At 64.0% G+C, this 24,024-nt stretch carries 23 protein-coding genes; 11 read left to right on the forward strand and 12 right to left on the reverse strand.

The features are described 5' to 3' along the window. Positions 1 to 150: 150 nt before the first annotated feature. The 5 genes from ACFSQT_RS05220 to ACFSQT_RS05240 form a co-directional block, all read right to left on the reverse strand. On the reverse strand, positions 151 to 564 hold the full coding sequence (locus ACFSQT_RS05220) for a nuclear transport factor 2 family protein (RefSeq protein ID WP_379017287.1): 414 nt from the start codon (positions 562 to 564) through the stop codon (positions 151 to 153). Positions 565 to 624: 60 nt separating this feature from the next. Further along, positions 625 to 1,269, reverse strand: coding sequence for a carbonic anhydrase (locus ACFSQT_RS05225; protein ID WP_379017289.1), 645 nt, complete (start codon positions 1,267 to 1,269; stop codon positions 625 to 627). A gap of 147 nt (positions 1,270 to 1,416) precedes the next feature. Next, the gene (locus tag ACFSQT_RS05230) at positions 1,417 to 2,187 is read right to left on the reverse strand and encodes a DUF429 domain-containing protein (RefSeq protein WP_379017290.1); all 771 of its coding nucleotides are present in this window, start codon (positions 2,185 to 2,187) and stop codon (positions 1,417 to 1,419) included. Continuing rightward, positions 2,184 to 3,068 carry a pyridoxal kinase PdxY gene (gene pdxY, locus ACFSQT_RS05235; protein ID WP_379017291.1) on the reverse strand — a complete coding sequence of 295 codons (885 nt, stop codon included), beginning with the start codon at positions 3,066 to 3,068 and terminating at the stop codon, positions 2,184 to 2,186. The genes ACFSQT_RS05230 and pdxY overlap by 4 nt, the downstream gene beginning before the upstream one ends. Positions 3,069 to 3,081: 13 nt before the next feature. After that, positions 3,082 to 3,333: a hypothetical protein gene (locus tag ACFSQT_RS05240; protein WP_379017292.1), complete on the reverse strand. Its 252-nt coding sequence runs from the start codon at positions 3,331 to 3,333 to the stop codon at positions 3,082 to 3,084. 163 nt (positions 3,334 to 3,496) lie between these two features. Here ACFSQT_RS05240 and ACFSQT_RS05245 point away from each other — a divergent pair, with 163 nt between their 5' ends. From ACFSQT_RS05245 to ppa, 6 genes are all read left to right on the forward strand, one after another. Further along, on the forward strand, positions 3,497 to 4,135 hold the full coding sequence (locus tag ACFSQT_RS05245; protein WP_379017293.1) for a LemA family protein: 639 nt from the start codon (positions 3,497 to 3,499) through the stop codon (positions 4,133 to 4,135). 200 nt (positions 4,136 to 4,335) lie between these two features. Beyond that, positions 4,336 to 5,148 carry a TPM domain-containing protein gene (locus ACFSQT_RS05250; RefSeq protein WP_379017294.1) on the forward strand — a complete coding sequence of 271 codons (813 nt, stop codon included), beginning with the start codon at positions 4,336 to 4,338 and terminating at the stop codon, positions 5,146 to 5,148. Then, positions 5,148 to 6,041, forward strand: a complete 894-nt coding sequence (locus ACFSQT_RS05255; protein ID WP_379017295.1) for a TPM domain-containing protein — start codon at positions 5,148 to 5,150, stop codon at positions 6,039 to 6,041. The genes ACFSQT_RS05250 and ACFSQT_RS05255 overlap by 1 nt, the downstream gene beginning before the upstream one ends. A 9-nt stretch (positions 6,042 to 6,050) precedes the next feature. Continuing rightward, positions 6,051 to 6,689, forward strand: a complete 639-nt coding sequence (locus ACFSQT_RS05260; protein WP_379017296.1) for a TPM domain-containing protein — start codon at positions 6,051 to 6,053, stop codon at positions 6,687 to 6,689. A gap of 117 nt (positions 6,690 to 6,806) precedes the next feature. Then, entirely contained in the window at positions 6,807 to 7,313 is a 507-nt protein-coding gene (locus tag ACFSQT_RS05265; RefSeq protein WP_379017297.1) for a GNAT family N-acetyltransferase, read from the forward strand. 99 nt (positions 7,314 to 7,412) lie between these two features. Next, the gene (gene ppa, locus ACFSQT_RS05270; protein WP_379017298.1) at positions 7,413 to 7,946 is read left to right on the forward strand and encodes an inorganic diphosphatase; all 534 of its coding nucleotides are present in this window, start codon (positions 7,413 to 7,415) and stop codon (positions 7,944 to 7,946) included. Positions 7,947 to 8,221: 275 nt separating this feature from the next. Here ppa and ACFSQT_RS05275 read toward each other — a convergent pair whose 3' ends face one another. Together ACFSQT_RS05275 and ACFSQT_RS05280 are read right to left on the reverse strand one after the other, a co-directional pair. Continuing rightward, positions 8,222 to 8,815: a hypothetical protein gene (locus tag ACFSQT_RS05275; protein ID WP_379017299.1), complete on the reverse strand. Its 594-nt coding sequence runs from the start codon at positions 8,813 to 8,815 to the stop codon at positions 8,222 to 8,224. Positions 8,816 to 8,859: 44 nt separating this feature from the next. Next, complete coding sequence (locus ACFSQT_RS05280) at positions 8,860 to 9,477, reverse strand: TetR/AcrR family transcriptional regulator (RefSeq protein ID WP_379017301.1); 618 nt, start codon at positions 9,475 to 9,477, stop codon at positions 8,860 to 8,862. A gap of 73 nt (positions 9,478 to 9,550) precedes the next feature. On the opposite strand from ACFSQT_RS05280, the gene ACFSQT_RS05285 reads away from it, so the two are divergent. Next, positions 9,551 to 10,834: an MFS transporter gene (locus ACFSQT_RS05285; protein ID WP_379017303.1), complete on the forward strand. Its 1,284-nt coding sequence runs from the start codon at positions 9,551 to 9,553 to the stop codon at positions 10,832 to 10,834. Positions 10,835 to 11,030: 196 nt separating this feature from the next. After that, positions 11,031 to 12,605 carry an alkaline phosphatase D family protein gene (locus ACFSQT_RS05290; RefSeq protein ID WP_379017305.1) on the forward strand — a complete coding sequence of 525 codons (1,575 nt, stop codon included), beginning with the start codon at positions 11,031 to 11,033 and terminating at the stop codon, positions 12,603 to 12,605. A gap of 128 nt (positions 12,606 to 12,733) precedes the next feature. Here the strand turns inward: ACFSQT_RS05290 and ACFSQT_RS05295 are convergent, their stop codons facing one another. Further along, positions 12,734 to 13,015 carry a hypothetical protein gene (locus ACFSQT_RS05295; protein ID WP_379017307.1) on the reverse strand — a complete coding sequence of 94 codons (282 nt, stop codon included), beginning with the start codon at positions 13,013 to 13,015 and terminating at the stop codon, positions 12,734 to 12,736. A gap of 197 nt (positions 13,016 to 13,212) precedes the next feature. On the opposite strand from ACFSQT_RS05295, the gene typA reads away from it, so the two are divergent. Beyond that, complete coding sequence (typA, locus tag ACFSQT_RS05300) at positions 13,213 to 15,042, forward strand: translational GTPase TypA (protein ID WP_379017308.1); 1,830 nt, start codon at positions 13,213 to 13,215, stop codon at positions 15,040 to 15,042. A gap of 63 nt (positions 15,043 to 15,105) precedes the next feature. Here typA and ACFSQT_RS05305 read toward each other — a convergent pair whose 3' ends face one another. Together ACFSQT_RS05305 and ACFSQT_RS05310 are read right to left on the reverse strand one after the other, a co-directional pair. Next, positions 15,106 to 15,732, reverse strand: a complete 627-nt coding sequence (locus ACFSQT_RS05305; RefSeq protein WP_379017309.1) for a DUF1062 domain-containing protein — start codon at positions 15,730 to 15,732, stop codon at positions 15,106 to 15,108. A 431-nt stretch (positions 15,733 to 16,163) separates the two neighbouring features. Then, positions 16,164 to 17,060, reverse strand: a complete 897-nt coding sequence (locus ACFSQT_RS05310) for an alkaline phosphatase family protein (protein ID WP_379017310.1) — start codon at positions 17,058 to 17,060, stop codon at positions 16,164 to 16,166. Positions 17,061 to 17,160: 100 nt separating this feature from the next. Between ACFSQT_RS05310 and ACFSQT_RS05315 the strand changes: the two genes are divergently transcribed. Beyond that, positions 17,161 to 17,772 (forward strand): LysE family translocator, encoded by a 612-nt coding sequence (locus ACFSQT_RS05315; RefSeq protein ID WP_379017357.1) that lies wholly within the window; start codon positions 17,161 to 17,163, stop codon positions 17,770 to 17,772. A gap of 92 nt (positions 17,773 to 17,864) precedes the next feature. Here the strand turns inward: ACFSQT_RS05315 and ACFSQT_RS05320 are convergent, their stop codons facing one another. Both ACFSQT_RS05320 and ACFSQT_RS05325 read right to left on the reverse strand, forming a co-directional pair. Next, on the reverse strand, positions 17,865 to 18,188 hold the full coding sequence (locus tag ACFSQT_RS05320; RefSeq protein WP_379017311.1) for a YciI family protein: 324 nt from the start codon (positions 18,186 to 18,188) through the stop codon (positions 17,865 to 17,867). Positions 18,189 to 18,325: 137 nt separating this feature from the next. Beyond that, a complete protein-coding gene (locus tag ACFSQT_RS05325; RefSeq protein ID WP_379017312.1) occupies positions 18,326 to 18,889 on the reverse strand; it encodes a peroxidase-related enzyme in 564 nt (187 codons plus the stop codon). A gap of 136 nt (positions 18,890 to 19,025) precedes the next feature. On the opposite strand from ACFSQT_RS05325, the gene ACFSQT_RS05330 reads away from it, so the two are divergent. Next, entirely contained in the window at positions 19,026 to 23,813 is a 4,788-nt protein-coding gene (locus tag ACFSQT_RS05330) for an NAD-glutamate dehydrogenase (protein ID WP_379017313.1), read from the forward strand. The last annotated feature ends 211 nt before the right edge of the window (positions 23,814 to 24,024 follow it).

Consider the following 24,024-nt stretch of genomic DNA (forward strand, 5'->3'; position numbering starts at 1 on the left):
TAGGGCGCAGGGTCGCCGCACGCAACGGTGCTATCGGTCAGGTTTTCGTCAGAGCGGTTCACCGTTTCACGGAAACGATGAGCCGCTCTATTTCATTGTTCTAACGCAATTCCGGACGGAAAACCGTTTCACACTTTTCCTGGAATTGCGCTAGTAGCCGTCGCAGTTTTCGGCGATTGCCGCTTGCGTACTGGCGGTGATGCGGTTGTCGGTCACCGTGAAGGTTTCCTGCATCAGCATGTCGTTGTTGGGAAAATCATAGCAGGCGATCACGGTGGTGACGCCGCCTTCGCTCTTCTCGATCCGGTGCCGGATCGCAGCACCCGCGACGGCGCCTCGCCATTCGTCGATCGAGGCGATGAATTCCTGCTTGCTTTGCACGATGCCGAGGTCTTCCAGCTTTATGCGGACGTCGTCGGCGAGCAGGTCGGACAGTTCGGTGCGGTCGGCGACCAGCAGTGCCGAATACCAGCGGCTGATGATGGCGCCATCATCGGCGCGGGCCGGAACAATCGAAAACAGCAACGCTGCCGCGACGAAAACGATCGAACGGCAATCTCCCATGCGCTGCCTCCATCTTATTGTTTGACTACCCGAAAACCCGGCCCCTTTCGGGATCATGGCCTACGCCGTCTCCGGCCGTTCGAAATCGCCGGTCTTCTTGTTCATCACCCAGAGTTCGCCGGTCGAGATGTCGAACCAGGCGCCGTGCAGCGACAGCCGCCCCTTGCCTTCGAGGATCGAGACGCAAGGAAAGGACCTGAGATTGGCGATGGAATAGCGGATGGAAATACGCTCCAGCGCGGTCTGGCGCTCCGACGCCGTCATGAAGGTGCTGGAGGAAACGGTCTCGGCCGCTGGCGCGATGAGGCTCATCCATTTGCCGATGAAGTCGCCGGGAGACAGCGGCGCGGAATTGGTGTCGAGCGCGGCGCGGATGCCGCCGCAGCGGCCATGGCCCATGACGACGATGTTCTTGACCTTGAGGCTCTGCACGGCGAATTCGAGTGCGGCAGAGGTTGAATGGAACTCCCCGTCCGGCGCGTAGGGCGGCACCAGATTGCCGACATTGCGCAGCACGAAGAGTTCGCCGGGGCCGGCATCGAAGATCGCTTCGGGGGCCGCGCGGGAGTCGCAACAGGCGACGATCATCGTCTCCGGCGCCTGGCCTTCGCGGGCAAGCTCGCGATAGCGTCCCCTCTCGGTGAGATAGCGGCCGGTCATGAAGTTGCGGTAGCCGGCGAGAAGGTGGTCGGGGAGATGAGGCATGGGCGGCTAAGGCCTTTCCGCGGTTGGAGGCGGCAGCTCGTTGCGGTCGAGAAAGCCTCTAACGGCAAAAGCCCGTTGCGAGCAATGCAGAATTGTGGGGGCTGACCATAAATGCCATGCGTATAAGCGGTACGTCCGCTGACACTGTCATGCCCAGATCGCGACCGGTATGCCAAAACCGTCAGCGAGTGGCGGCTTGGGAAATGGCTTCGCGCTACCGCCGGCGAGGCGACCCGCGATCAGCATCATCGCCGCCGCGTCGAGAAAATCGTCGGCGGCGGCACCGCGCGGCGGCGCCCGATCGAGAAAGCCCATCTCATAGCCATGCCGGCACAGCAGCGCCTTGCGCTCCGCCATGCCGGCCGGATTGATGGTGCCCTTAATCTTCTTCGGCAGTTGCATCGCCTGGTCGCCGTTCAACCGGCAGAAAGCGACTTCCGGATGCGATTCGAAGACGCGGCCGCGCAATTCGGGACGTGCGATCAACAAGGCGTCGATCTCGCGGATCTTCGAAAAGATGCCAAACGCCTGGATCGAAACGCCGCGCGGCGGGTCGGATGTGGTCTTGGCCACCTCGCTTGCCCGGCGATGCGCGGCATACCAGGCTTCGATGGTGGTGAAGTCGTTGGTGTCGGCATAGAGCGCGGCGCGGGACGGGATCGAAAAGACGCTGGATTGGCGCTGCCCGAGCAGTGGCCGCACCAGCGCCTCCGGCCCGCGCCCGCCCTTATACGAAAACTCGGGCAAGCCGATCGGCATATCGACAGCGAGAACCGCGTCATCGGGATTTGCGGCGAGCAGTGCGGCGAAGCTCGCATAGATATCGACCGTGGGCTCCATGCCGGGGTTGCACCGCACGGCAATCCAGCCGGCCTTGCAGCCGTCGACGCCGACAAGCACGGCGTCGGCTGATGTCACGCCCTGCGATCCCGCCCCGGATGCGTGAGGTGGCGAAGCTGCACCATCGCCATCGGGTGCGACAGGCTTTGCGCATCGGTCTCGAGCTGCAATTCGTCGCCGCCGCGCTTGGCCGTGCGCGCCAGGATCTCGTAGACCGCCGCCGTGGTCGACTGCAGCGCCTTGATCGCCGGCTGGCCAGACAGGATGCGCGCCAGGTAGACGGCCGCTGTCAGGTCGCCGAGACCATTCGGCGGCTTGTCGATCAGGCGATGCTCGGCCAGCAGCACCTGGCTGCCGTCGAGCAGCAGATTGCCGGTGCCGCCGGTCATCATCGACGGCGCCGAGGTGACCAGCATGGTCGATGGGCCTGCATGAAGGGCGGCCGCGATCACCGATTTGAGGTCGGGCAAGGGGGCGCCGGCCATCCATTCCAGTTCATAGCGGTTGGGGGTGGCGATGTCGGCGATCGGCATCAGCCGGTCGCGCATGGCAGCGGCAGTCGGTTCCGGCACGTAGAGGCCACCCGAATCGCCCATCACCGGATCGCAGATATAGACGGCGTCGGGCGTCTTTGCCTTCACCGCGGCAACCAGGGAGGCAACGGCCTCGGCCTGGCCGGCCTCGCCGAGATAGCCGGACAGCACGGCGCCGACCTCGCCCAGCCATGGCGCGCGCTCCAGATCGGCCAGCAGCGCCTTGAACTGATCCAGCGACGGCACGATCCGCGTCGCCCGCCCATGACCGGGATGCCAGGGCAGGATGACCGTGGGTACGGCCCACACCGGGAAGCCCAGCGTCTCCAGCGCAAAGACAGCGGCGCGGTTGCCGACCGAACCGCGCGCGACATGGCTGGAAATGACGATGACCGCACGCGGCGCGTCGGTTTGTTCGGCGCTCATTGTTCTTTGATTCCTAACTGCCCCGGATGACGTAAAGCACGAGCCAGACCATCAGACCCAGCGCCAGGAGCAGGCCGAGCGTCCGGCCAATGCGCGTGCCCCAGAGTTCGATCGGGTCGGCACGGTCGGCATCGGCCGCGGTGACGTGATCGCGTACGCCTTTCGTGCTGCGCGCCACAAACGAGGTGCCACCCGGATCCGTCTCGCGCCCGACACGCTCGAGGATACGGCGCGATTCCCTGTCGCTGTCCTGGCGTTCCGCCATGATGATGTCCCGTTTTGCCCAGACCTTATCGCGTTCGCGCGGCCAATCACAGGGCCTTGCAACGGCACGGAGCGTGCCAGGCAAGCCCCGCCGACCGGGGCCGTTTTCTTGCGCGTTGATTGTGGTAATGCTTCGCATGCAACTTCGACCGAGGGATCCCATCATGTCTGCCCAGCGCCTTGCTTCACCATCCATGTTCCGCACGCTGCCCGCCTTCCTGATGATGGCTATCGTGCTGCCGCTGCTTGCCGGCTGCGGCTACAACACCATCCCGACGGCGGAGGAAAACGCCAAGGCGGCATGGAGCGAGGTGCTGAACCAGTATCAGCGCCGCGCCGACCTCATCCCCAACCTGGTCGAGACGGTCAAGGGCTACGCCTCGCATGAAAAGGACACGCTCGACGCGGTGGTCGAAGCGCGCGCCAAGGCAACGCAGATAACGGTGACGCCAGAAACGCTGAAGGATCCCGAAGCCCTCAAGAAGTTCCAGGATGCCCAGGCAGGGCTGACCAGCGCGCTGTCGCGGCTGATCGCGGTATCGGAAGCCTATCCCGATCTCAAGGCCAACCAGAACTTCCTGGCGCTGCAGGCGCAGCTCGAAGGCACCGAAAACCGCATCGCGGTGGCACGGCGCGACTACATCCAGGCGGTCAAGGACTACAATCTGACGCTGAGGACCTTCCCCTCGGTGCTGTGGGCAACCTTCTGGTTCCGCAGCAACCAGCCCTTCGCCAACTTCACCATCGAGGATGACAAGCTGCAGACGCCGAAGGTCGATTTCGGCACCAAGCAGGGCGGGTGAAGAGCGCCTGGTGATCTTGGTCCTTGTCGGCCTTGAGCTCCGTCCCACCCCCCTCTGGCCTGCCGGCCATCTTCCCCGCAAGGGGGGAGATCGGCAGCTTTGGCGGATTGGCTAATCTTCAGCATTGCAAAACGGGAGCTGTCAGTGATGACAGCCAATCTCCCCCCTTGCGGGGAAGATGGCCGGCAGGCCAGAGGGGGGTGGGAAGAAACACCAACCTGGCACTCCTAGCGTTATTTCTAATCTTCCTCCTCCCGCTCACCGCCCTCGCCGCCGAGCTGCCCGCCCTGACCGGCCGTGTCGTCGACAATGCCGGCATCATCGATGCCGTGACCAAAGCGGCGCTGACGCAGAAGCTCGCCGATTTCGAGAAAAAGGGTTCCGACCAGATTGTCGTCGCGACGATTCCCAGCCTCGACGGCGAGGAGATCGAACCTTACGCCAACCGGCTGTTCCGCTTCTGGAAACTCGGCCAGGCGAAAGAAAACAACGGCGTGCTGCTGCTGGTGGCCAAGGACGACCACAAGATGCGCATCGAGGTCGGCTATGGGCTGGAAGGCACGCTGACCGACCTGCACACCAGGCTGATCATCGAAAACGACATGGTGCCGGCGTTCCGTGCCGGCGATTTCGCCGGCGGCATCAGCAAGGCCGTCGACGACATGGTCATGGTGCTGGAAGGCAATCCGGAGGAGCTGGTGGCGCGGGGCGAGCGCAACCAGCAGGCGCCCTTCGATTCCGACAACTTGTTCTTCGCCGTCTTCATCGGCATCTGGGCGATCATCTTCTTCGGCAGCATCGCGGTCTCCGTCCTGCCGCCGATCTTCGGCCGGAAGCTTGGTCCCGGCCGTTATCGCTGGCTCGGCATGACTTTCGAGCCACACCGGCGGTCGTCTGGTGGCGGCTGGTCGTCGGGAAGTTCGGGTGGCGGCTGGTCATCGGGCGGCGGCGGCGGTGGCTTTTCCGGCGGTGGCGGCTCGTCCGGCGGTGGCGGCTCTTCGGGAAGCTGGTGATGGCAACACGCGGCATCGATCCGTCGACATCCCGCCGCCCGGCAACGGCGATCGGCGCGGCCTTGATCGTCTTGGCTGCCGTGCTGGTTTCCTGCTTCACGGCTTTCGCCGCCGAGCTGCCGGCGCTGACCGGGCGTGTCGTCGACAATGCCGGCATCATCGACCCCGCCACCAGGGCGGCGCTGACGCAAAAACTCGCTGCTTTCGAGACCAAGGGCTCCGACCAGATCGTCGTCGCGACCATCAATAGCCTCGACGGCGAGGAGATCGAGCCCTATGCCAACCGGCTGTTCCGCTTCTGGAAACTCGGCCAGGCGAAAGAAAACAACGGCGTGCTGCTGCTGGTGGCCAAGGACGACCACAAGATGCGCATCGAGGTCGGCTATGGGCTGGAAGGCACGCTGACCGACCTGCACACCAGGCTGATCATCGAAAACGACATGGTGCCGGCGTTCCGTGCCGGCGATTTCGCCGGCGGCATCAGCAAGGCCGTCGACGACATGGTCATGGTGCTGGAAGGCAATCCGGAGGAGCTGGAAGCGCGCGGCCAGCGCAATCCCGCCCATAACAGCACTCCCATCGACCCCATCGTCGCGGTGTTCCTGATCCTGTGGGGCACGATGTTCTTCGGCGGGATGGCGATGGCGTTCCTGCCGCCGATGTTCGGCACAAAGCTGTCGCCGGGCGTGTACAAATGGCTGGGCATGACATTTCGTTACGGCCGCGGACCGAGCGGATCCTCTGGCACCAGATGGACAACGGGTTCGTCGTCGGGCAGCGGCTGGTCGTCGGGAAGTTCGAGCAGCGGCTGGTCGTCGGGTTCAAGCAGCGGCGGCGGGTTTTCCGGCGGCGGCGGTTCGTCCGGTGGTGGCGGTTCTTCTGGAAGCTGGTGAGACAAGATCATGGCGACACGACCGATCAGCCCGCAGGACCATGAGCGCATCGCCACGGCGATCCGCGCCGCCGAAGCCAGGACCGATGGCGAGATCTATTGCGTGGTGGCGCATGCCAGCGACGGCTATTTCTTCCCGGCAGCCTTCATGGCGACAGCAGCCATGCTGATCGTCAGTCTCGCTGTCGGCTATGGGCTGGAAGCCTGGTGGTTGTCGATCCGGCTGCCGCATTTCGTCATCGCCCAGCTGCTGGCGCTGGCCAGCGTGCTGACCCTGTTGTTGGCGCTGCCCGGACTGCGCATCCATCTGGTGCCGAGCCGGCTGCGCTATGAGGCGGCGCACGCCAATGCGATCAAGCAGTTCCTTGCCCGCAACGTCCACCGCACCACGGCGCGCACCGGCGTGCTGGTCTTCGTCTCGATTGCCGAACGCTATGCCGAGGTGGTCGCCGATTCGGGCATCGATGCCAAGGTCGGCCAGCATGTCTGGGACGGTGTCGTCCGCGACTTGACCGCGCATGCCGGCGACGACCGGCTTGCCGATGGCTTCGTCAAGGCGATCGAATCGGTGGGGGCGGTGCTGGCCGAGCATTTCCCGGTCACATCCGGCGACACCAACGAGCTCGACGACCATCTCGTCGAGATCTGAGCCTTTCCAGACGGTGTCGAAGCCACGTCGCTGACGCGATGATCGCCTGTGAGAAAGCGGTCGGCGAGCCGCGCTGACTCTTGCAATCGGGCAATGCGGGTTTATGGTTAACAAATCATGAATACGCTGACGATCGACATCCGAAAGGCCGAACCGAGAGACGCTGGCGCCATCGCCGAGGTGCACCTGCAGGCCTGGCGCGGCGCCTATTCCGGCATCATTCCGCATCGCACGCTGACATCGATGATCAACCGCCGCGGCGCCGACTGGTGGGCCAATGCCATCCGCCGCGCTGCGACCGTTCTGGTCGTCGAGATCGGCGGCAAAATCGCCGGCTATGCGACGATCGGCAAGAACCGCGCCCGGGAACTCAAGCAGCAAGGCGAAATCTACGAATTGTACATGCGCCCGGAATATCAGGGCATCGGGCTCGGCAGCCGTTTGTTCGCGGCAGCCAGGGCGCGCCTGGCCGATCACGGGCTGAAGGGCATGGTGGTGTGGGCGCTGGAAGACAACCAGAAAGCGCTCGCCTTCTATGCCGGCGCCGGCGGCCGCGATGTTGCCGAGGGTGTCGAAATCTTCGAGCAGAAGGCGCTGAAGAAGGTCGCTTTCGTCTGGGAGTGACGTTCGGCCCATCTTCTCCCCAAGCCCCAGCACCATTCGCCGCATTGCGCCGCGCCGCGGCGCCCGCTATCGGTCTTTCATCGATAAGAGGGACAAGCCATGCGCATTGAAGCCATAGCCAGCGGAAAGAATCCGCCTGAGGACATCAACGTCATCATCGAGGTGCCGATCGGCGGCGAGCCGATCAAGTACGAGATGGATAAGGAGGCCGGCACGCTGTTTGTCGACCGCTTCCTGCACACCTCGATGCGGTACCCCGGCAATTACGGCTTCGTGCCGCACACGCTGTCGGGCGACGGCGATCCGATCGACGTGCTGGTCTGCAACACGCGCGCGCTGGTGCCGGGCTGCGTCATCAATGTCAGGCCGATCGGCGTGCTGATCATGGAAGACAATGCCGGCCAGGACGAGAAGATCATCGCCGTGCCGTCGCCGAAGCTGACGCTGCGCTACGAGAACGTCACCGAATACACCCAGCTGCCCGACATCACGCGCCAGCAGGTGCAGCACTTCTTCGAGCATTACAAGGATCTCGAGCCCGGCAAATGGGTCAAGATCGAAGGCTGGCACGATGCCGCATACGCCAAGAAGATGATCGTCGACGCGATCGCGCGGGCCAAGGCGAGCAAGTAGGCCGCCGTCCGGAGTTTGCGAGCGAACCCACCAGGCGTAGCGCCGCCCCTCATCCGCCTGCCGGCACCTTCTCCCCGTATGGTGACGGGGAGAAGGGGGTAGTCGCAGCGTTGGCTCCATTTCCTGCAACGTATGTGACTGGCGAAAGCCGCGATGACGGCATCTTTCTCCCCGTCACTATACGGGGAGAAATGCCCGGCAGGGCAATGAGGGGCGGCGCCGACGGCGATGCCTGGGCAACGCTTCGTCCGAGGTCGTTCTATCGCGACGCGCGCTTAATTATCGACCCGGCCGAAAGCCGGCACGTTGCCGATGACGGTGTGCTTGTCCTTGCCGCAGGCGAACGTCCGCGCTTTCTCGTCAGCCAGCTTGCGCGCCTGATCGTTGGCGGCGGGATTGCCGGTGGCCAGCACAAGGCCGATCGTGCAGCCGTCGCGGGCGTCCATCTGGCCGACCTTGGCGACGAGCAGCACCTCGGTCGGCTTGTTCTGATCCTCGGGAGTGCTGATCGAGCGGCGGTGGATCACGGCAAAGGGCACAGCCTTGTCGCCCTTGGTCTCGACGCGCCATTCGATCTTGGCTCCGGACGAATTGAAGCCGGAAAAACTTTCCCAGACCGATGTCATGTCGCTGCCGGGCGGAAACCCATAGAACAGCGATTCACGGGCATCGTCATAGGCGATCAGCACGGGATAGCCGCGATAGCCCGAACAGGCGAGATCGGCCCAGTCGCCGTCGCCTTCCCCGGCCTGCGCGTAGGTGACGCAGTCCTTCTTCCAGTCGAGATCGGTGTAGGCGCTTGAGATGCCGTCGGCACGGGCCGCGTGACAAAGGCCGGCAAGGGCGAGCGGGATCAGAATGGCACGCATGGCGGACGATCTCGTTGCAAGCCACCGCAGCGTAGCGCCAAACGCTATTTCTTCAAGCTCGCTTCGATTAGCAGGTCGGCATTGCGGGCAACCGATTGCGCCGGGCCGGCGAGCCCGAACAGCTGGCCGCTGATATAGGCGCCTTCGATCAGGAGCAGCAGGCCGTCGCCCAGCGTGTCGGGGTCTTGCGCGCCCATGGCAACCGCCATGGCGCGCAGCCGCCGGCGCAGTTCCTGCTTGTTGGTCTCGCTGACCATGCGGGCCGGATGGCTGTGTTCGGGGTACTCGACCGCGGCATTGGTCATGCCGCAGCCGCGATAGTCCGCCACTTGCGTGCGCTTGCCGATGCGGGTCAGGAAAGCCTTGATCTGCGCGCGCGGGTCGCCGGGGTGAGCGGCGACCGCCTCATCGAAGCGCTCCCAGTACTCAAGGTCGTATTGCCTGAGATAGGAGGCGGCCAGTTCATCCTTGGAGGGGAAGCTGCGGTAGAGGCTGGGCTTGGTGACACCGGCGCGTTTGACGATCTCGTCGACGCCGATCGCCCTGATGCCGCGCCGGTAGAACAGCTCGTAGGCCACATCGAGGATTTTCTTGGCGGCCTTCGGCGGCGCCGATGCATGACCGTCGCTGATGGTCACTTCAATATTTTTGTCCGTTGGCATCTTGAAACTCGATTGACAATGTTACCGATCGGTACGTATACCTTCTCCCGTCTGCAACGTACCGGTCAGTAACATGATAGCTCAATCCCGTCCGTTTGGCCAGCGCTACGCTTTCGTCGTGGTTGGTGTCATCTTCCTCTGCCTGCTGGTCGCGGCCGGCCTGCGGTCCGCCCCCGCCGTCATGATGCTGCCGCTGGAGAACAGTTTTGGCTGGCGGCGCGACGTCATCTCGCTGGCCGCCGGTGTCGGCATCCTGCTCTACGGTCTCACCGGGCCGTTCGCCGCCGCCCTGATGGAGCGGATCGGGCTGCGCCGCACGCTGCTTGCCTCGCTGGTGGTGATGTCGGGCTCGACCGCGCTCAGCCTGCTGATGACCAAGCCCTGGCACCTGTTCATCACCTGGGGCGTGTTCTCGGGCATTGGTTCGGGCGCTGTCGCCAGCGTGCTCGGCGCCACCATCGTCAACCGCTGGTTCAAGACCAATCGCGGCCTTGTCATGGGATTGATGTCGGCCTCCAGTGCCTCCGGCATGCTGGTGTTCCTGCCGCTGATCGCCGCGCTGGCGCAGTCGGGCGGCTGGCAGCCGGTCGTCATTGCGGTCGCGATCGCCACCGCGGCCCTGATACCGCTGGTCTGGCTGCTGGTGCCGGAGCGGCCGGCTTCGATCGGCATGGTGCGCTATGGCGCCGAAGCCGACGACGTGCCGCCAATGCCGCCCGCATCACAGGGCAATTTCCTCGCCCACACGTTCTCGACGCTGCGCCGTGCCGCCGGCACGCGCGTGTTCTGGTACCTGTTCGCCACCTTCTTCGTCTGCGGCTTCACCACCAACGGGCTGGTCGGCACGCATCTGATCGCCTTCTGCGGCGACATGGGCATCGGCGAGGTGCAGGCCGCTGGCCTGCTGTCGATGATGGGCATTTTCGACCTGATCGGCACGACATTGTCGGGCTGGCTCACCGACCGCTTCGACCCGCGCAAGCTGCTCGGCGTCTACTACGGCATCCGTGGCCTGTCGCTGATCTACCTGCCCTATTCCGGCTTCTCGGCGACCAGCCTGATCATCTTTGCCGTGCTCTACGGCCTCGACTGGATCGCCACCGTGCCGCCGACGCTGAGGCTTGCCAACGAGGCATTCGGCGACCGCAGCGGCCCGATTGTGTTTGGCTGGATCGTCGCCGGCCACCAGATCGGTGCGGCCACCGCGGCTGCCTTCGGTGGCACCATGCGCGAACTGCAGGGCAACTACGAGCTGGCCTTCCTGATCGCCGGCATGACGGCGATCGCCGCCGCCTGTATCTCGCTTCTGATCAACACCAGCCGGCCGGCGTTCGAACCGGAGCCGCAAGCGGCTTAATCGCTGCCGTCACAGGAGAGAGGCGCCGTCGGCCAAACTGCCGATCTCCCCCTCGTGGGGGGGATCGGTGCTTCGCCGTCCGCGCGAACTGTCGACACGCCTGTTGATCGTCAGAAAACCTTCATGGTTTCGAAATGCGCCTGAAACATTGAGGCTGGACTTTGGTGGCACCTTTCAAGCCATCCAGGAGACAGCCATGAACAAGCTCTCGATGACCCGCCGTGCTTTCGTCACCTCCGCCAGCGCCGTTGGCCTGGTCGGCGTCTCCAGCCTGGCGCTGCCATATTATTCGCGCGCCAACCAGCGCCCGGCCTTTACCCATGGTGTCCAGTCAGGCGATGTCGACGCCACCAGCGGCATGGTGTGGACGCGTACCGATCGTCCGTCGCGCGTCATGTTCGAAGTGTCGTCGACGGAGAATTTCACTGATGCCGTCCGCCTGGCGCCGCTCGATACCTCGCCGGCCAGCGACTACACGGTCAAGCGGCTGCTCACCGACCTCGCGTCCGACCAGGACATCTTCTACCGCATGACGGCAGCCGATCTCGCCGACATCAACACCGTCTCCGAGCCGATCGTCGGCCGGTTCAGGACGGCGCCCGCTTCCAGGCGCGACATCAAGTTCGCCTGGTCGGGCGACACCGCCGGCCAGGGCTGGGGCATCGACGAGACCGGCATGAAGACCTATGCCACGATCGGCAAGCACACGCCCGACTTCTTCCTGCATTCCGGCGACACCATCTATGCCGACGGCGTCATGAAGGACGAAGTCGACCTGCCCGGCGGCGGCAAGTGGAAGAACGTCGTGCTGATCGACGGCAAGCGCAAGGTCGCCGAGACGCTGGACGAATACCGCGACCAGTGGAAATACAACATGATGGACAGGAACGTGCTCGGCCTGAGCGCCATCTGCCCGACCTTCTACCAGTGGGATGACCACGAAGTGCTCAACAACTGGTCGGATTCGAAGAATCTCAGCGCCGACAACCGCTACACGGAGAAATCCATCCACGTGCTGGCGGCACGCGCGGCGCGCGCCTTCCATGAAATGACGACGATCCGCTACGAACCGTCGGAGCCCGGCCGCGTCTATCGCAAGATTGCCTACGGGCCGCTGCTCGACGTGTTCTTCCTCGACATGCGGTCCTATCGCGGCCCCAACGGTCCGGACATGCAGGATGAGATGACGCCGCAGTCGCGCATGCTCGGCGAACAGCAGACGAAATGGCTGAAGCGCGAGCTGGCGAATTCGAAAGCGACCTGGAAAATCATCGCCGCCGACATGCCGCTCGGCCTCGTCGTCTGGGACGATGGCGCCAAGAAGGTCGGCGCAGAAGCGGTCAGCAACGGCGACAACGGCCCGGCCAAGGGACGCGAGCTGGAGATCGCCGACCTGTTGCGCTTCATCAAGAACGCCGGCATCAGCAACACCGTCTGGCTGACCGCCGACGTGCATTACACCGCCGCGCACTACTACAATCCGGACAAGGCGCAGTTCCAGGATTTCAACCCGTTCTGGGAATTCGTCTCGGGGCCGATCCATGCCGGCACGTTCGGCCCGAACGATTTCGACATGACCTTTGGTCCGGAGCTGAAGTTCATCAAGGCGCCGACCGCCGAGCAAGGCCAGAACCTGCCGCCGTCGGCCGGCCTGCAATTCTTCGGCCTGGTCGATATCAACGGCGCCAGCGAACAGATGACGGTGCGGCTGATGGATCGCGACGACAACGAGCTCTACAAGGTGACGCTCGACCCGGTGCGGTCGGCGTAAGCGCGCCTTTCATCCTCCCCCTTGTGGGGAGGGTCGGCGAGGCGGCTTCGCAAGCGAAGCTGGCGAGACGGGGTGGGGTGACGCGCCGGCGTGGGAGACCCACGCTCCGCTTCGCGGATGCCCGGTCCTTAGTCCGGGTAGCAGACCATCGGGATGTTCGGCCAGACGGCGGTGTCGCAGTTGGCGGCGGCCTGCCTCTGCTTGAAGGCGGCGCTGACCGGGCCGGTCACCATCGGGTCGACACCGTCTGGCGCGTCGGCGAAAACCTGCTCGGCGGACGGCGCATCGGACGGCAAGGCGGGCCGCGCTTCCTTCTGCGTCGCGGCAGACTGCGCGGCGTTGGCCGCCAGCAGGACGGCAAAGGCAGCGGACGCGATGAGCGGCCAAAATCGGTTGAGTTTATCGGTCATGACGTTCGAACTGCCCGGGCCTCGAAAGGTTCCCGCCTTGGTTAACAAAATCATCTCACACGCAGATGCTTAAGATTTGATGAGTATTTGGTGTCGCGCCGCCTCTTTCGCAACTGCGAAAAACCCTGTATGAGCCGCGCAACCGAAAGAGGCAGCGCCTTTTGGCCTGCTGCCCGCAACGCTTCCGAGACCAGAACATGAAAATTCGTAATATCGCGATCATCGCGCACGTCGACCATGGAAAGACCACCCTCGTCGACCAATTGCTCCGGCAATCCGGCTCCTTCCGCGACAATCAGCGCGTCGCCGAGCGCGCCATGGATTCCAACGACCTCGAAAAGGAACGCGGCATCACCATCCTGGCCAAGGCGACCTCGGTCGACTGGAAGGACACCCGCATCAACATCGTCGACACCCCCGGCCACGCCGATTTCGGCGGCGAGGTCGAGCGCATCCTGTCGATGGTCGATTCGGCCATCGTGCTGGTCGACGCCGCCGAAGGGCCGATGCCGCAGACCAAGTTCGTCGTCGGCAAGGCGCTCAAGGTCGGCCTGAAGCCGATCGTCGTCATCAACAAGATCGACCGTCCGGACGCCCGCCATGTCGAGGTGGTCAACGAGGTGTTCGATCTGTTTGCAGCGCTGGACGCCACCGACGAGCAGCTCGACTTCCCGATCCTCTACGGCTCGGGCCGCGATGGCTGGGTTTCGGAAAATCCGGAAGGCCCGAAGGACCAGGGCCTGGCGCCGCTGTTCGATCTCGTCATCAAGCATGTGCCGGCGCCGACCGTGCATCCCGGTCCGTTCCGCATGATCGGCACCATCCTGGAAGCCAATCCGTTCCTTGGCCGCATCATCACCGGCCGCATCGAGAGCGGCACGCTGAAGTCCAACCAGCCGGTCAAGGTGCTGCACCATGACGGCACGCTGGTCGAGACCGGCCGTATCTCCAAGATCCTCGCCTTCCGCGGCCTCGAGCGCCAGCCGATCGAGGAAGCCCAGGCGGGTGATATCGTCGCCATCGCCGGCCTGTCGAAAGGCACCGTCGCCGACACGTTCTGCGACCCGTCCGTGACCGAACCGCTGCATGCGCAGCCGATCGATCCGCCGACCGTGACCATGTCCTTCCTGGTCAACGACAGCCCGCTTGCCGGCACCGAAGGCGACAAGGTGACCAGCCGCGTCATCCGCGACCGCCTGCTGCGCGAGGCCGAAGGCAATGTCGCGCTGAAGATCGAGGAATCGCCGGACAAGGATTCGTTCTTCGTCTCCGGACGCGGCGAATTGCAGCTGGCCGTGCTGATCGAAACGATGCGCCGCGAAGGTTTCGAGATCGCCGTGTCGCGGCCGCGCGTCGTCATGCAGAAGGGCGAAAACGGCGAATTGCTCGAGCCGGTCGAGGAAGTCGTCATCGACGTCGACGAGGAGCATGCCGGCGTGGTCGTGCAGAAAATGTCGGAGCGCAAGGCCGAGATGGTCGAATTGCGCCCGTCCGGCGGCAACCGCCAGCGCATCGTCTTCCACGCGCCGACGCGCGGCCTGATCGGCTACCAGTCGGAACTGTTGACCGACACGCGCGGCACCGCGGTGATGAACCGGCTGTTCCATGCCTACGAGCCCTACAAGGGCGAATTGCCGGGCCGCACCAATGGCGTGCTGATCTCCAACGAGCAGGGCGAATCGGTGGCCTATGCCATGTGGAACCTGGAAGACCGCGGCCCGATGGTCATCGATCCCGGCGTCAAGGTCTATCAGGGCATGATCATCGGCATCCATTCCCGCGACAATGACCTCGAAGTCAACGTGCTGAAGGGCAAGAAGCTGACCAACATCCGCGCCGCCGGCAAGGACGAGGCGGTGAAGCTGACACCGCCGATCCGCATGACGCTGGAACGCGCGCTGGCCTGGATCCAGGACGACGAGCTGGTCGAGGTGACGCCGAAGACCATCCGCCTGCGCAAGCTCTATCTCGACCCCAACGAGCGCAAGCGCTTCGAGAAGTCGGCCAAGGCGGTCGGCGCGGCTTAATCTTCTCTATTTCCAACAAGTTGCGTGGGGCGGAGTACATCAGTGCTCCGCCCCTTTCTTCATTCATCCGCCGGCAGCCGCAATGATGGCCTGCCGATCGGCTTCGCCAGCGAGGTCGATGCGGATCGTGGTTCCGGCGCGGGCCGGCTTGCGCAGGGTTTTGGCGCCGTCCGGGTCCACGACCAGCAGCCGCCTTTCTACCAGCGCCTGAAGCCGTGATCGCGAGATGCCGAGTTCATTGGCGAGCAAGCGGTCGAGCCGCAGCGATGTCGGCATTTCGAGGCCGAGTTGGAGTTCCAATCCCGTTGCGCTTTTCCTCCTGTCGCCAAGCCTCTGCTTGTCGACGGCGACGTCGGGAAACTCCTCGACACGCTCCACCCGGCCGCGCAGCGCAACGGCATCGAAAGCGTGTCGACGCGCCAGCGCCGGATCGTTGCTTTCGAGCGCCGCCAGCCGCGCCGGCTCGATGTCGCGGCGGTTGCAGCGCTCCAATATGCCGAAATTCCAGGAGTTGTCGCAGTCGATGCAGCGATAGATCAGCCAGACGTCGATGCGCTTGCCGTTGGCGTTGACGCGGAATTTTTCGCTGCAGCGATAGGCCTTCACGGTGCCGCAGCGATTGCAGTTGATGAGCGGTCGAGGTGTGGTCGTGGGCGCGATCGCCCAGCGGATACGCGATAGTCCGGACATGCCAGTAAGCCCTTCCCGTCGGGAAGTTCATCAGGCCGGCGATGTCGAGATGCCCATGTGGGCGCGGCGTGGCGGCAGCTAGTATGATCGGAAATCAGGCGTCACGGGCGGAAAGCGCGCGACAGCGGTTCAGCAGTGCCAAACCGGTCTCGAACCGCCGCCCAGAGGAACACATGAACATGAAACAGGCACCGCGAATGCGGCGCCATGCAGTGTGTCGGGGGAGTTGACGAGACCGGCGGTTACTGAGGCAAAGTGACGCTCGAAATGGTGTCGGGGCGGAACTTCTAGCCGTAGCCAACAAGGACGGCAAGGGCGGCAAACGAATGATGGCTCCCAACTGGTTTGGAGACGGCCAATTGTCGAGGCGACGGGAGCAGGGACTGGCGGCGACGCGGGCGATCGGTGCCTGCGGCACGTCCGACGCGAAATTACCGCCGGCTCCAGCCACTTGCGATCACCGTTCTGATGACGCTGGTGCCCAAGGGGGGTATGCTCTCGATGTCTTCAATGGTTCGCAAGACGGAATAGTGATCGACCTTTTCGGAGTAACGTCCTGGTTCAACTCCAAATCCATAGAATACAGTAAATATATGATTCTCTGTATGGTAGTCGTCTTCATCGAACGTCACTATAAAAAGGCTGTTGTTTTTCTTCGACCAAGCCGCGTAGCCTCCAAGGTAAGTTTTCAACCAGGCATCCGCCGCCTCTATCGTGCCATCATGCATGTCATTTTCGAGATTGGGGATCACGAAACTAACGGATGGTAGCTTCGCGTAGTCGCGAGGGAGGTGGGCCAAAGGCTTCTCAAATCCCTTCGCGTCCGCAAACGATTCCCAGGGATTGTGTTTTCGCGGCGATCCGGCTTCGACGTAGCCCGCGAACGTCTTGCCGTGAGACCGAAGACGAGCGGCCAGGTTCGGCGCCGCAAAGCTATGCATGCCATCGTCATGGACGCCTTGTGTCAGGCCGCTGAACAGCGCGAAGTAGTTGGGTTGGCTGGGGTGAGCAACCCCGTAGGATCGATCGAACAGAGCGCCGCCCTTTGCCAGCTTGTTCAAATAGGGGGCGGCTCGTCCCGCCAGAGAAATCTGCTCGAAGCTGTGGTTCTCCATGATGACGACAACGACGTGATCATACTTCGGCGGCTTCCTCGACGAGGCGACGGCCAGGGGCGCTCCGCTCAGCGCAATGCTGGCTGTCAGGACCGCCACCGTGGACAACCGTCGAACGACCGCGTGCCAACTTTGCCCAACCACGAAAACGTCTCCTCCCGCTTGCTCGGCAAGATCGACCTGACGCAAGTCAGGCATGGCAGTCAAGGGCATGGTCGAACGCCGAGCCGGTCTGCGATCCGCCGACGCAGACATTGCAAGCGGCGATGTCGATCGGATATCGTCCGCCCCTCAATCGCTGAAAGGCACTGCCATGCACCTCGCCTCGCTGCTGATCTTCGCCGCCGCTTTGTTCGTTGCCGCTGGTTCGCCCGGCCCGTCGATCGCGGCGCTTGTCGCCCGCGTCATCTCGAAAGGCTTTCGCGACGTGTTTCCGTTCCTGCTCGCCATGTGGATCGGCGAGGCCATCTGGCTGTCGCTGGCGGTGTTCGGGCTGGCTGTCGTGGCGCAGAGTTTTCACTTCGCCTTCGTCGTCGTGAAATGGATCGGCGTCGCCTATCTCGCTTATCTTGCTTTCAAGATGTGGACCGCGCCGGTCGACGCGAAAGAGGGCGAGATGCCGCGCGAGGATTCGCCCGCGAAACTGTTCTTCGCCGGCATGGCGGTGACGCTCGGCAACCCCAAGATCATGATGTTCTACCTGGCGCTGCTGCCGACCATCATCGACCTCGCTTCGGTCAGCATCGTCGGCTGGGTCGAACTGACGGCGACCATGGCCGTGGTGCTGGTCGCCATCGATCTCGCCTGGGTGCTGGCCGCCTCGCAGGCGCGCAAGCTGTTGAAGAGCAAGCGCGCCATGAAGATCGCCAACCGCGTCAGCGCCACGACGATGGCCGGCGCCGCCGCGGCGATCGCGGCGCGGTGAATAGAGCATAGTCCCGAACCGAAGGACCGCGTCAGCGAAAGGCGGGAACCGTTTCTTGCTCCGCAGACCTTCGTGCTTAAACAAACGCCGCGTCACATCATTTCAATGATCGGCGCGATCTCGACGCTGAAACCCGGGTCCATCAGAATAGGGCAGTCCTTGGCCTTGCCGACGGCATCGTCGATGTCCGTAGCTTCAACGATTGTATAGCCGGCGGTTGGATTGCTGCCGCCATTGTTCTCGACCTTGCCGCCGGGCAGCACCATCTTCGACATGCCGACCGGATTGCCGCCGTCGACCACGGCCGAGCCGAGTTTGCCGTACCAGTCCGTCCAGGCGTCCATCGCCGCTTTCCGTTCGGCCTCCTCGGTCGGCATCTTGCCCGAGCCGTGATAGACGTAGAGAAACTTCGCCATGTTCTCCTCCCTTGATCAGCGGCATCGAACCGGCATGCGGTCACGCCGCCCGGCGATCATCGGACCAAACCGGCGAACATGCAACGAGAATGCGAAGCAGCTAATATAAGGCGCGGTTGGGTTCCAGCCGCCAAGCCTCACCGCGCCATGGCGTGGTATTCGTCGTTCGGCCGCATGTCGATCGCCGCCGCCACCCGGTTCGACATGTTGAAGAAGGCGGCGGTCGAGGCAATGTCCCAGATGTCGCGGTCGGTGAAGCCGGCCTGGCGCAGTGCGGCCCGATCGGCCTCGACGATCTTCGCCGGCTCTTCGGTCAACTTGACGGCGAATTCGAGCATTGCGGTCTGCTTGGGCGAAAGGTCGGCGGCGCGGAAATTCATCACCATCATCTCGCCGAGCGCCGGGTCGCCGGACAGCTGGCGCACCGCCGCGCCATGCGCGGTCAGGCAATAATAGCAATGGTTGATGGAGGAAACGGCGACCGCGATCATCTCGCGTTCCAGCTTCGTCAGGCCTGACTCGCCCAGCATCAGGTCGTTGTACATGTCGGTGAAGGCGCGCAGCTTCTTGTCGTCGAAGGCGTAGGCGCGCAGGACGTTGGGAACGAGGCCGAGCTTTTCCTGGCATTTGGCGAAATAGGCTGTTGTCGCCTCGCTCAGCTCTCCCGAAGCGAGGTCAAGCGCGGTGATCTTGCCGGTCATGGGTCATTTCTCCTCGTTGGGCGGTGTCCTGTCGCCGAATTCCGATAATTCTTGGCAAGCCGTCAAACCTTTGTCGCCAAACAGCGGTCATCTGCTACCATAGTCACAAAAGCATGCGACGGGAGGAAATGGCATCATGGCCGGCGTGAAATCCGCAGCTAAGTCGAAGAAGGCCACGGCGGCGGCGAAAACGGAGGAAAGGCCAGCCAGGCTTGCCGATTATCTGCTCGCCCGTGCGCCGGCTGAAGACATCGCAGCCTATGAAGCGGCCGATCTCGAACGCGCCGCCGATCTCGCCGGCCAGGCGGTCGCCGTCCACAAGAAGGGCGAATGCGTCGTTGCGGTCGATGCCGATTCTGGCGTTGTCCGCGAGGGCCGCCCGGTGACGATCATCACGGTCGTCAACGACAACATGCCGTTCCTGTTCGATTCCATCCTCGGCGAGGTCACCGAGAGCGCCGGCGAGCCGACCCTGGTCACCCACCCGGTCATCACCGTTCGCCACGGCAAAGGCGGTGTGGAAGAAATCCTCGGCGACGGCAATTTCGGCAAGGACGACGGCAATCACGACCGGCTGAGCGTCATTCATGTCCACATCCCGCGGCTGACCGCCGAGCAGGCGACCGCATTGACCGAGCGGCTGCGCAAGATGCTTGGCCAGGTGCACGCCGCGGTCCACGACTGGCGGCCGATGCTGGCCCGCCTCGACCAGGCGATCTCGGAGTTCCGCTATACCGCGGTGCCGCTCGACAAGAAGAGCGTTGCCGAGGCGATAGCCTTCCTGGAATGGCTGCGCGACGACAATTTCACCTTCCTCGGCATGCGCGAATTCAAATACACCGGCGGCGAGCAAAGCGGCACGCTGGAGCGCGCCGACAAGCCCGGTCTCGGCATCCTGTCCGATCCCGACGTGTTGGTGCTGAGGCGCGGCACCGAAGCGGTGACGACAACGCCGGAAATCCGCGCCTTCCTGCACGGACCGGAGCCGCTGATCGTCACCAAGGCCAATGCCAAGTCTTCCGTGCATCGCCGCATCTATCTCGATTACATCGGCGTCAAGACCTACACAGCCAAGGGCACGCTGGCGGGCGAATTGCGCATCGTCGGCCTGTTCACCTCGACCGCCTACACGCGCTCGGTGATGAAGATCCCGTATCTGCGGTCGAAGGCCGAAACCATCATCGCCAAGTCCGGCTTCGACCGGCACGACCACTCCGGCAAGGCGCTGATCAACGTTTTGGAGAGCTATCCGCGCGATGAACTGTTCCAGGTGCCGGTGCCGGTCCTGAGGAAGCACGCCGCCGCCATTCTCGGCCTGGTCGAGCGGCCGCGGGTTCGGGCGCTGGTGCGTGTCGACCAGTTCGACCGCTTCGTCTCGATCCTCGTCTTCGTGCCGCGCGACCGCTACGACAGCGTGGTGCGCGAGAAGATCGGCAGCTACCTGAAGACCGTGTTCGAAGGCCGGCTGTCGGCCTATTACCCGGCCTTCCCCGAAGGCGGGCTGGCGCGCGTGCATTTCATCATCGGCCGCTCCGGCGGCAAGACGCCAAAGATCGAGCAAGCGGCGGTCGAGGCGGCGATCCGCGACATCGTGCGCACCTGGGAGGATGCCCTTTCCGACGCGGCGGATGCCACTGGCGGCGATCAGGCGTTGAAAGCAATTGCCGCGCGGCTGCCGGAAAGCTACCGGGACACGTTCAGCGCCGCGGTGGCGCTGGCCGATGCCGGGCGCATCGCCAAGATCAGCGCCAGCAATCCGATCGCCATCGACTATTATCGCCATGCCGAGCAGAAACCGCACCAGGCTTCGTTGAAAATCTATCACCACGGCAGCCCGGTGGCGTTGTCGCGGCGCGTGCCGGTGCTGGAAAACATCGGTTTCCGCGTCATCAGCGAGCGCACTTTCGAGGTTGGCGGCGACCAGTCAGGCATGGTCTTCATCCACGACATGGAACTGGAGAACAGCTACGGCAAGCCGATCGACCTTGCCGATGGCGGCGCGCTGTTCGAGGACGCGTTCCTCTCCGTCTGGCGCGGCGACGTCGACAATGACGGCTATAACGGCCTTGCCCAGACCGCCGGCCTGTGGTCGGGCGAGATCACCATCCTGCGCGCCTATGGCCGCTATCTGCAGCAGGTCGGCATTCCGCAAAGCCAGGATTTCATCGCCGCCGCGCTCAACCGCTATCCCGACATCGCGCGCGGCCTGCATGCGCTGTTCATCGCCCGGCTTGGCCCGACGGCAGAGACGGAAGGCGTGGTGGCGGCAAAGCACCTCAAGGCCAAGATCAGGGATGCGCTGGAAGATGTGCCGAACATCGACGACGACACCATCATCCGCCGCTATCTCAATTTGATCGAAGCCTCGCTGCGCACCAATCATTTCGTTGCCGATACGAAGGAAAAGGGCCAGTCGCTGGCGATCAAGCTCGAATCGCAAGCGGTCGAGGGATTGCCGGCGCCACGGCCGTGGCGGGAGATTTTCGTTTACGGTTCCGAGGTCGAGGGGCTGCATCTGCGCTTCGGCCCGGTGGCGCGTGGCGGCCTGCGCTGGTCGGACCGCGCCCAGGACTACCGCACCGAGGTGCTCGGCCTGGTCAAGGCGCAGCAAGTCAAGAACGCCGTCATCGTGCCGGTTGGCGCCAAGGGCGGCTTTTTCCCCAAGCGCCTGCCGGCGGGCGGCAGCCGTGACGCGATCTTCGAGGCCGGCACCTCGGCCTACAAGAACTTTGTCTCCAGCCTGCTGTCGATCACCGACAATATCGGCCTCGACGGTGTCATCCCGCCGGCCGGCGTCGTGCGCCGCGACCAGGACGATCCGTATTTCGTCGTGGCCGCCGACAAGGGTACGGCGACCTTCTCCGACACCGCCAACGCGATCAGCGAAAAGCACGGCTTCTGGCTCGACGATGCCTTCGCCAGCGGCGGCTCGGCCGGCTACGACCACAAGAAGATGGGCATCACCGCCAAGGGCGCCTGGGAAGCGGTCAAGCGGCATTTCCGCGAGATGAACCGCGACATCCAGACCTCGCCTTTCACCGTCGTCGGCGTCGGCGACATGTCGGGCGACGTGTTCGGCAACGGCATGCTGTTGTCGCCGAAGACCCGGCTGATCGCCGCCTTCGACCATCGCGACATCTTTATCGATCCCGATCCCGACATGGCGGCGTCGATGGCCGAGCGCGAGCGCATGTTCGCCCTGCCGCGTTCGAGCTGGCAGGACTACGACAAGACCAAACTGTCGGAAGGCGGCATCATCGTCTCGCGCAACCAGAAGTCGATCACCTTGCCGGCGGCAGCGGCGGCGACGATCGGCCTCAGCAAGACCACCGCCACGCCGGTCGAGATCATGGGCGCGATCCTCAAGGCGCCGGTCGATCTTCTCTGGTTCGGCGGCATCGGCACGTATCTGAGGGCATCCACCGAAACCAACGCAGAGGTCGGCGACCGCGCCAATGATGCCGTCCGCATCACCGCGCTCGACGTGCGCGCCAAAGTGATCGGCGAGGGCGCCAATCTCGGTGTTACGCAGCGGGCGCGCATCGAGTTCGGCATGAATGGCGGCCGCTGCAACTCCGACGCCATCGACAATTCGGGCGGCGTCAACTGCTCGGACGTCGAGGTCAACATCAAGATCGCGCTGGCGTCCGCCATGCGCAAGGGATCGTTGACGCGCCCGGCGCGCAACAAGCTGCTGGCCGAAATGACCGACGAGGTCGGCGGACTGGTGCTGTCCAACAATTACCAGCAGACGCTGGCGCTTTCGATCGCCCGCAAGCGCGGCCTCGCCGACATCGCGCATCAGAGCCGCTTCATGACGGCACTGGAGGCACGCGGTCTGCTCGACCGCGCCGTCGAGACGTTGCCGTCTCCGGCAGCACTTGCCGAGCGCGAGGCGCGCGGCGAACCGCTGACCAGGGCCGAACTCGGCGTCTTGCTGGCCTATGCCAAGATCGTGCTGTTCTCCGACATCGTCGCCAGCGATGTGCCGGACGACGCGCATTTCGATCGCGACCTGATGGGCTATTTCCCGGACCGGATGGCGAAGAAATACGCCGCCGAAATCCACGGCCACAGGCTGCGCCGCGAGATCATCGCCCGCGTCGTCGCCAACGACCTGGTCAATCGCGGCGGCCCGTCCTTCGTCAACCGGCTGCAGGAGGCGACTGGCCGCACCGCCGCCGACGTCGTGCGGACCTTCGCGGTGGTGCGCGACGGTTTTGCCGTGCCGGCGCTCTATCGCGAGATCGACGCGCTCGACAATCTTATCGACGGCCAGGTGCAGCTCGATCTCTACCAGATGCTCAGCCGGCTAATCTATGTGACCAGCGGCTGGTATCTCAAGAATGATGCCGGCACGGCACCGCTTGGCCAGCGCATCGCCGAACTGCAGGAAGCGCGCAAGGCGCTGGAGCCCAAGCTCGTTTCGCTGCTGCCGGCCTTCTCGCGCGAGCGGATCGAGGAGAAGCGGCACGGGCTGTTCAAGAGCGGCGCGCCGGAAAAGCTGGCCGAGCAATTGGCGCTGAGCGAGGTGGCCGAACTCATCCCCGACATCGCGCTGACTGCGCGCACTGCCGGGGCCGACATCGTCGCCGCGGCCAAGGCGTTTTTCGCGGTCAGCGATGCCTTCCGCATCCCGCGTGTCGAGGACGCAGCGCGCTCGATCACGCCTTCGGACTACTACGACCAGTTGGCGCTGTCGCGCGCCACCGACACGATCGGCGGGGCGCGGCGCGGCATTGCTGTCGCGGCGCTCACCGGCCATGCCAAGGCAGCGGATCCGGTGGCGGCCTGGCTGGAAGCCGGCGGCGAGCGCGTGGCGCGTATCCGCGAGCGGCTGCAGGCGCTCACCGAAGGCGGCGACATCACCGTGTCGCGGCTGTCGGTCGCCTCCGGACTGATGAGCGATCTGGCGGGGATGTGAGGGTTCTTGCCGAGGTCGGCGCCGCCCCTCATCCGGCTGCCGCCACCTTCTCCCCGTATAGTGACGGGGAGAAGGGAACTGGCCGCAAGGCCGGCGCCCATTCTGCGACGTCGACAATTGGCGAAATCCGCCGTGACGGCGTCTTTCTCCCCGTCACTACACGGGGAGAAATGTCCGGCAGGACAATGAGGGGCGGCGCGACGCTTGTCAT

This window comes from Mesorhizobium calcicola (assembly GCF_042682105.1).
In the GTDB taxonomy this organism is placed as follows: Bacteria; Pseudomonadota; Alphaproteobacteria; order Rhizobiales; family Rhizobiaceae; genus Mesorhizobium; species Mesorhizobium calcicola.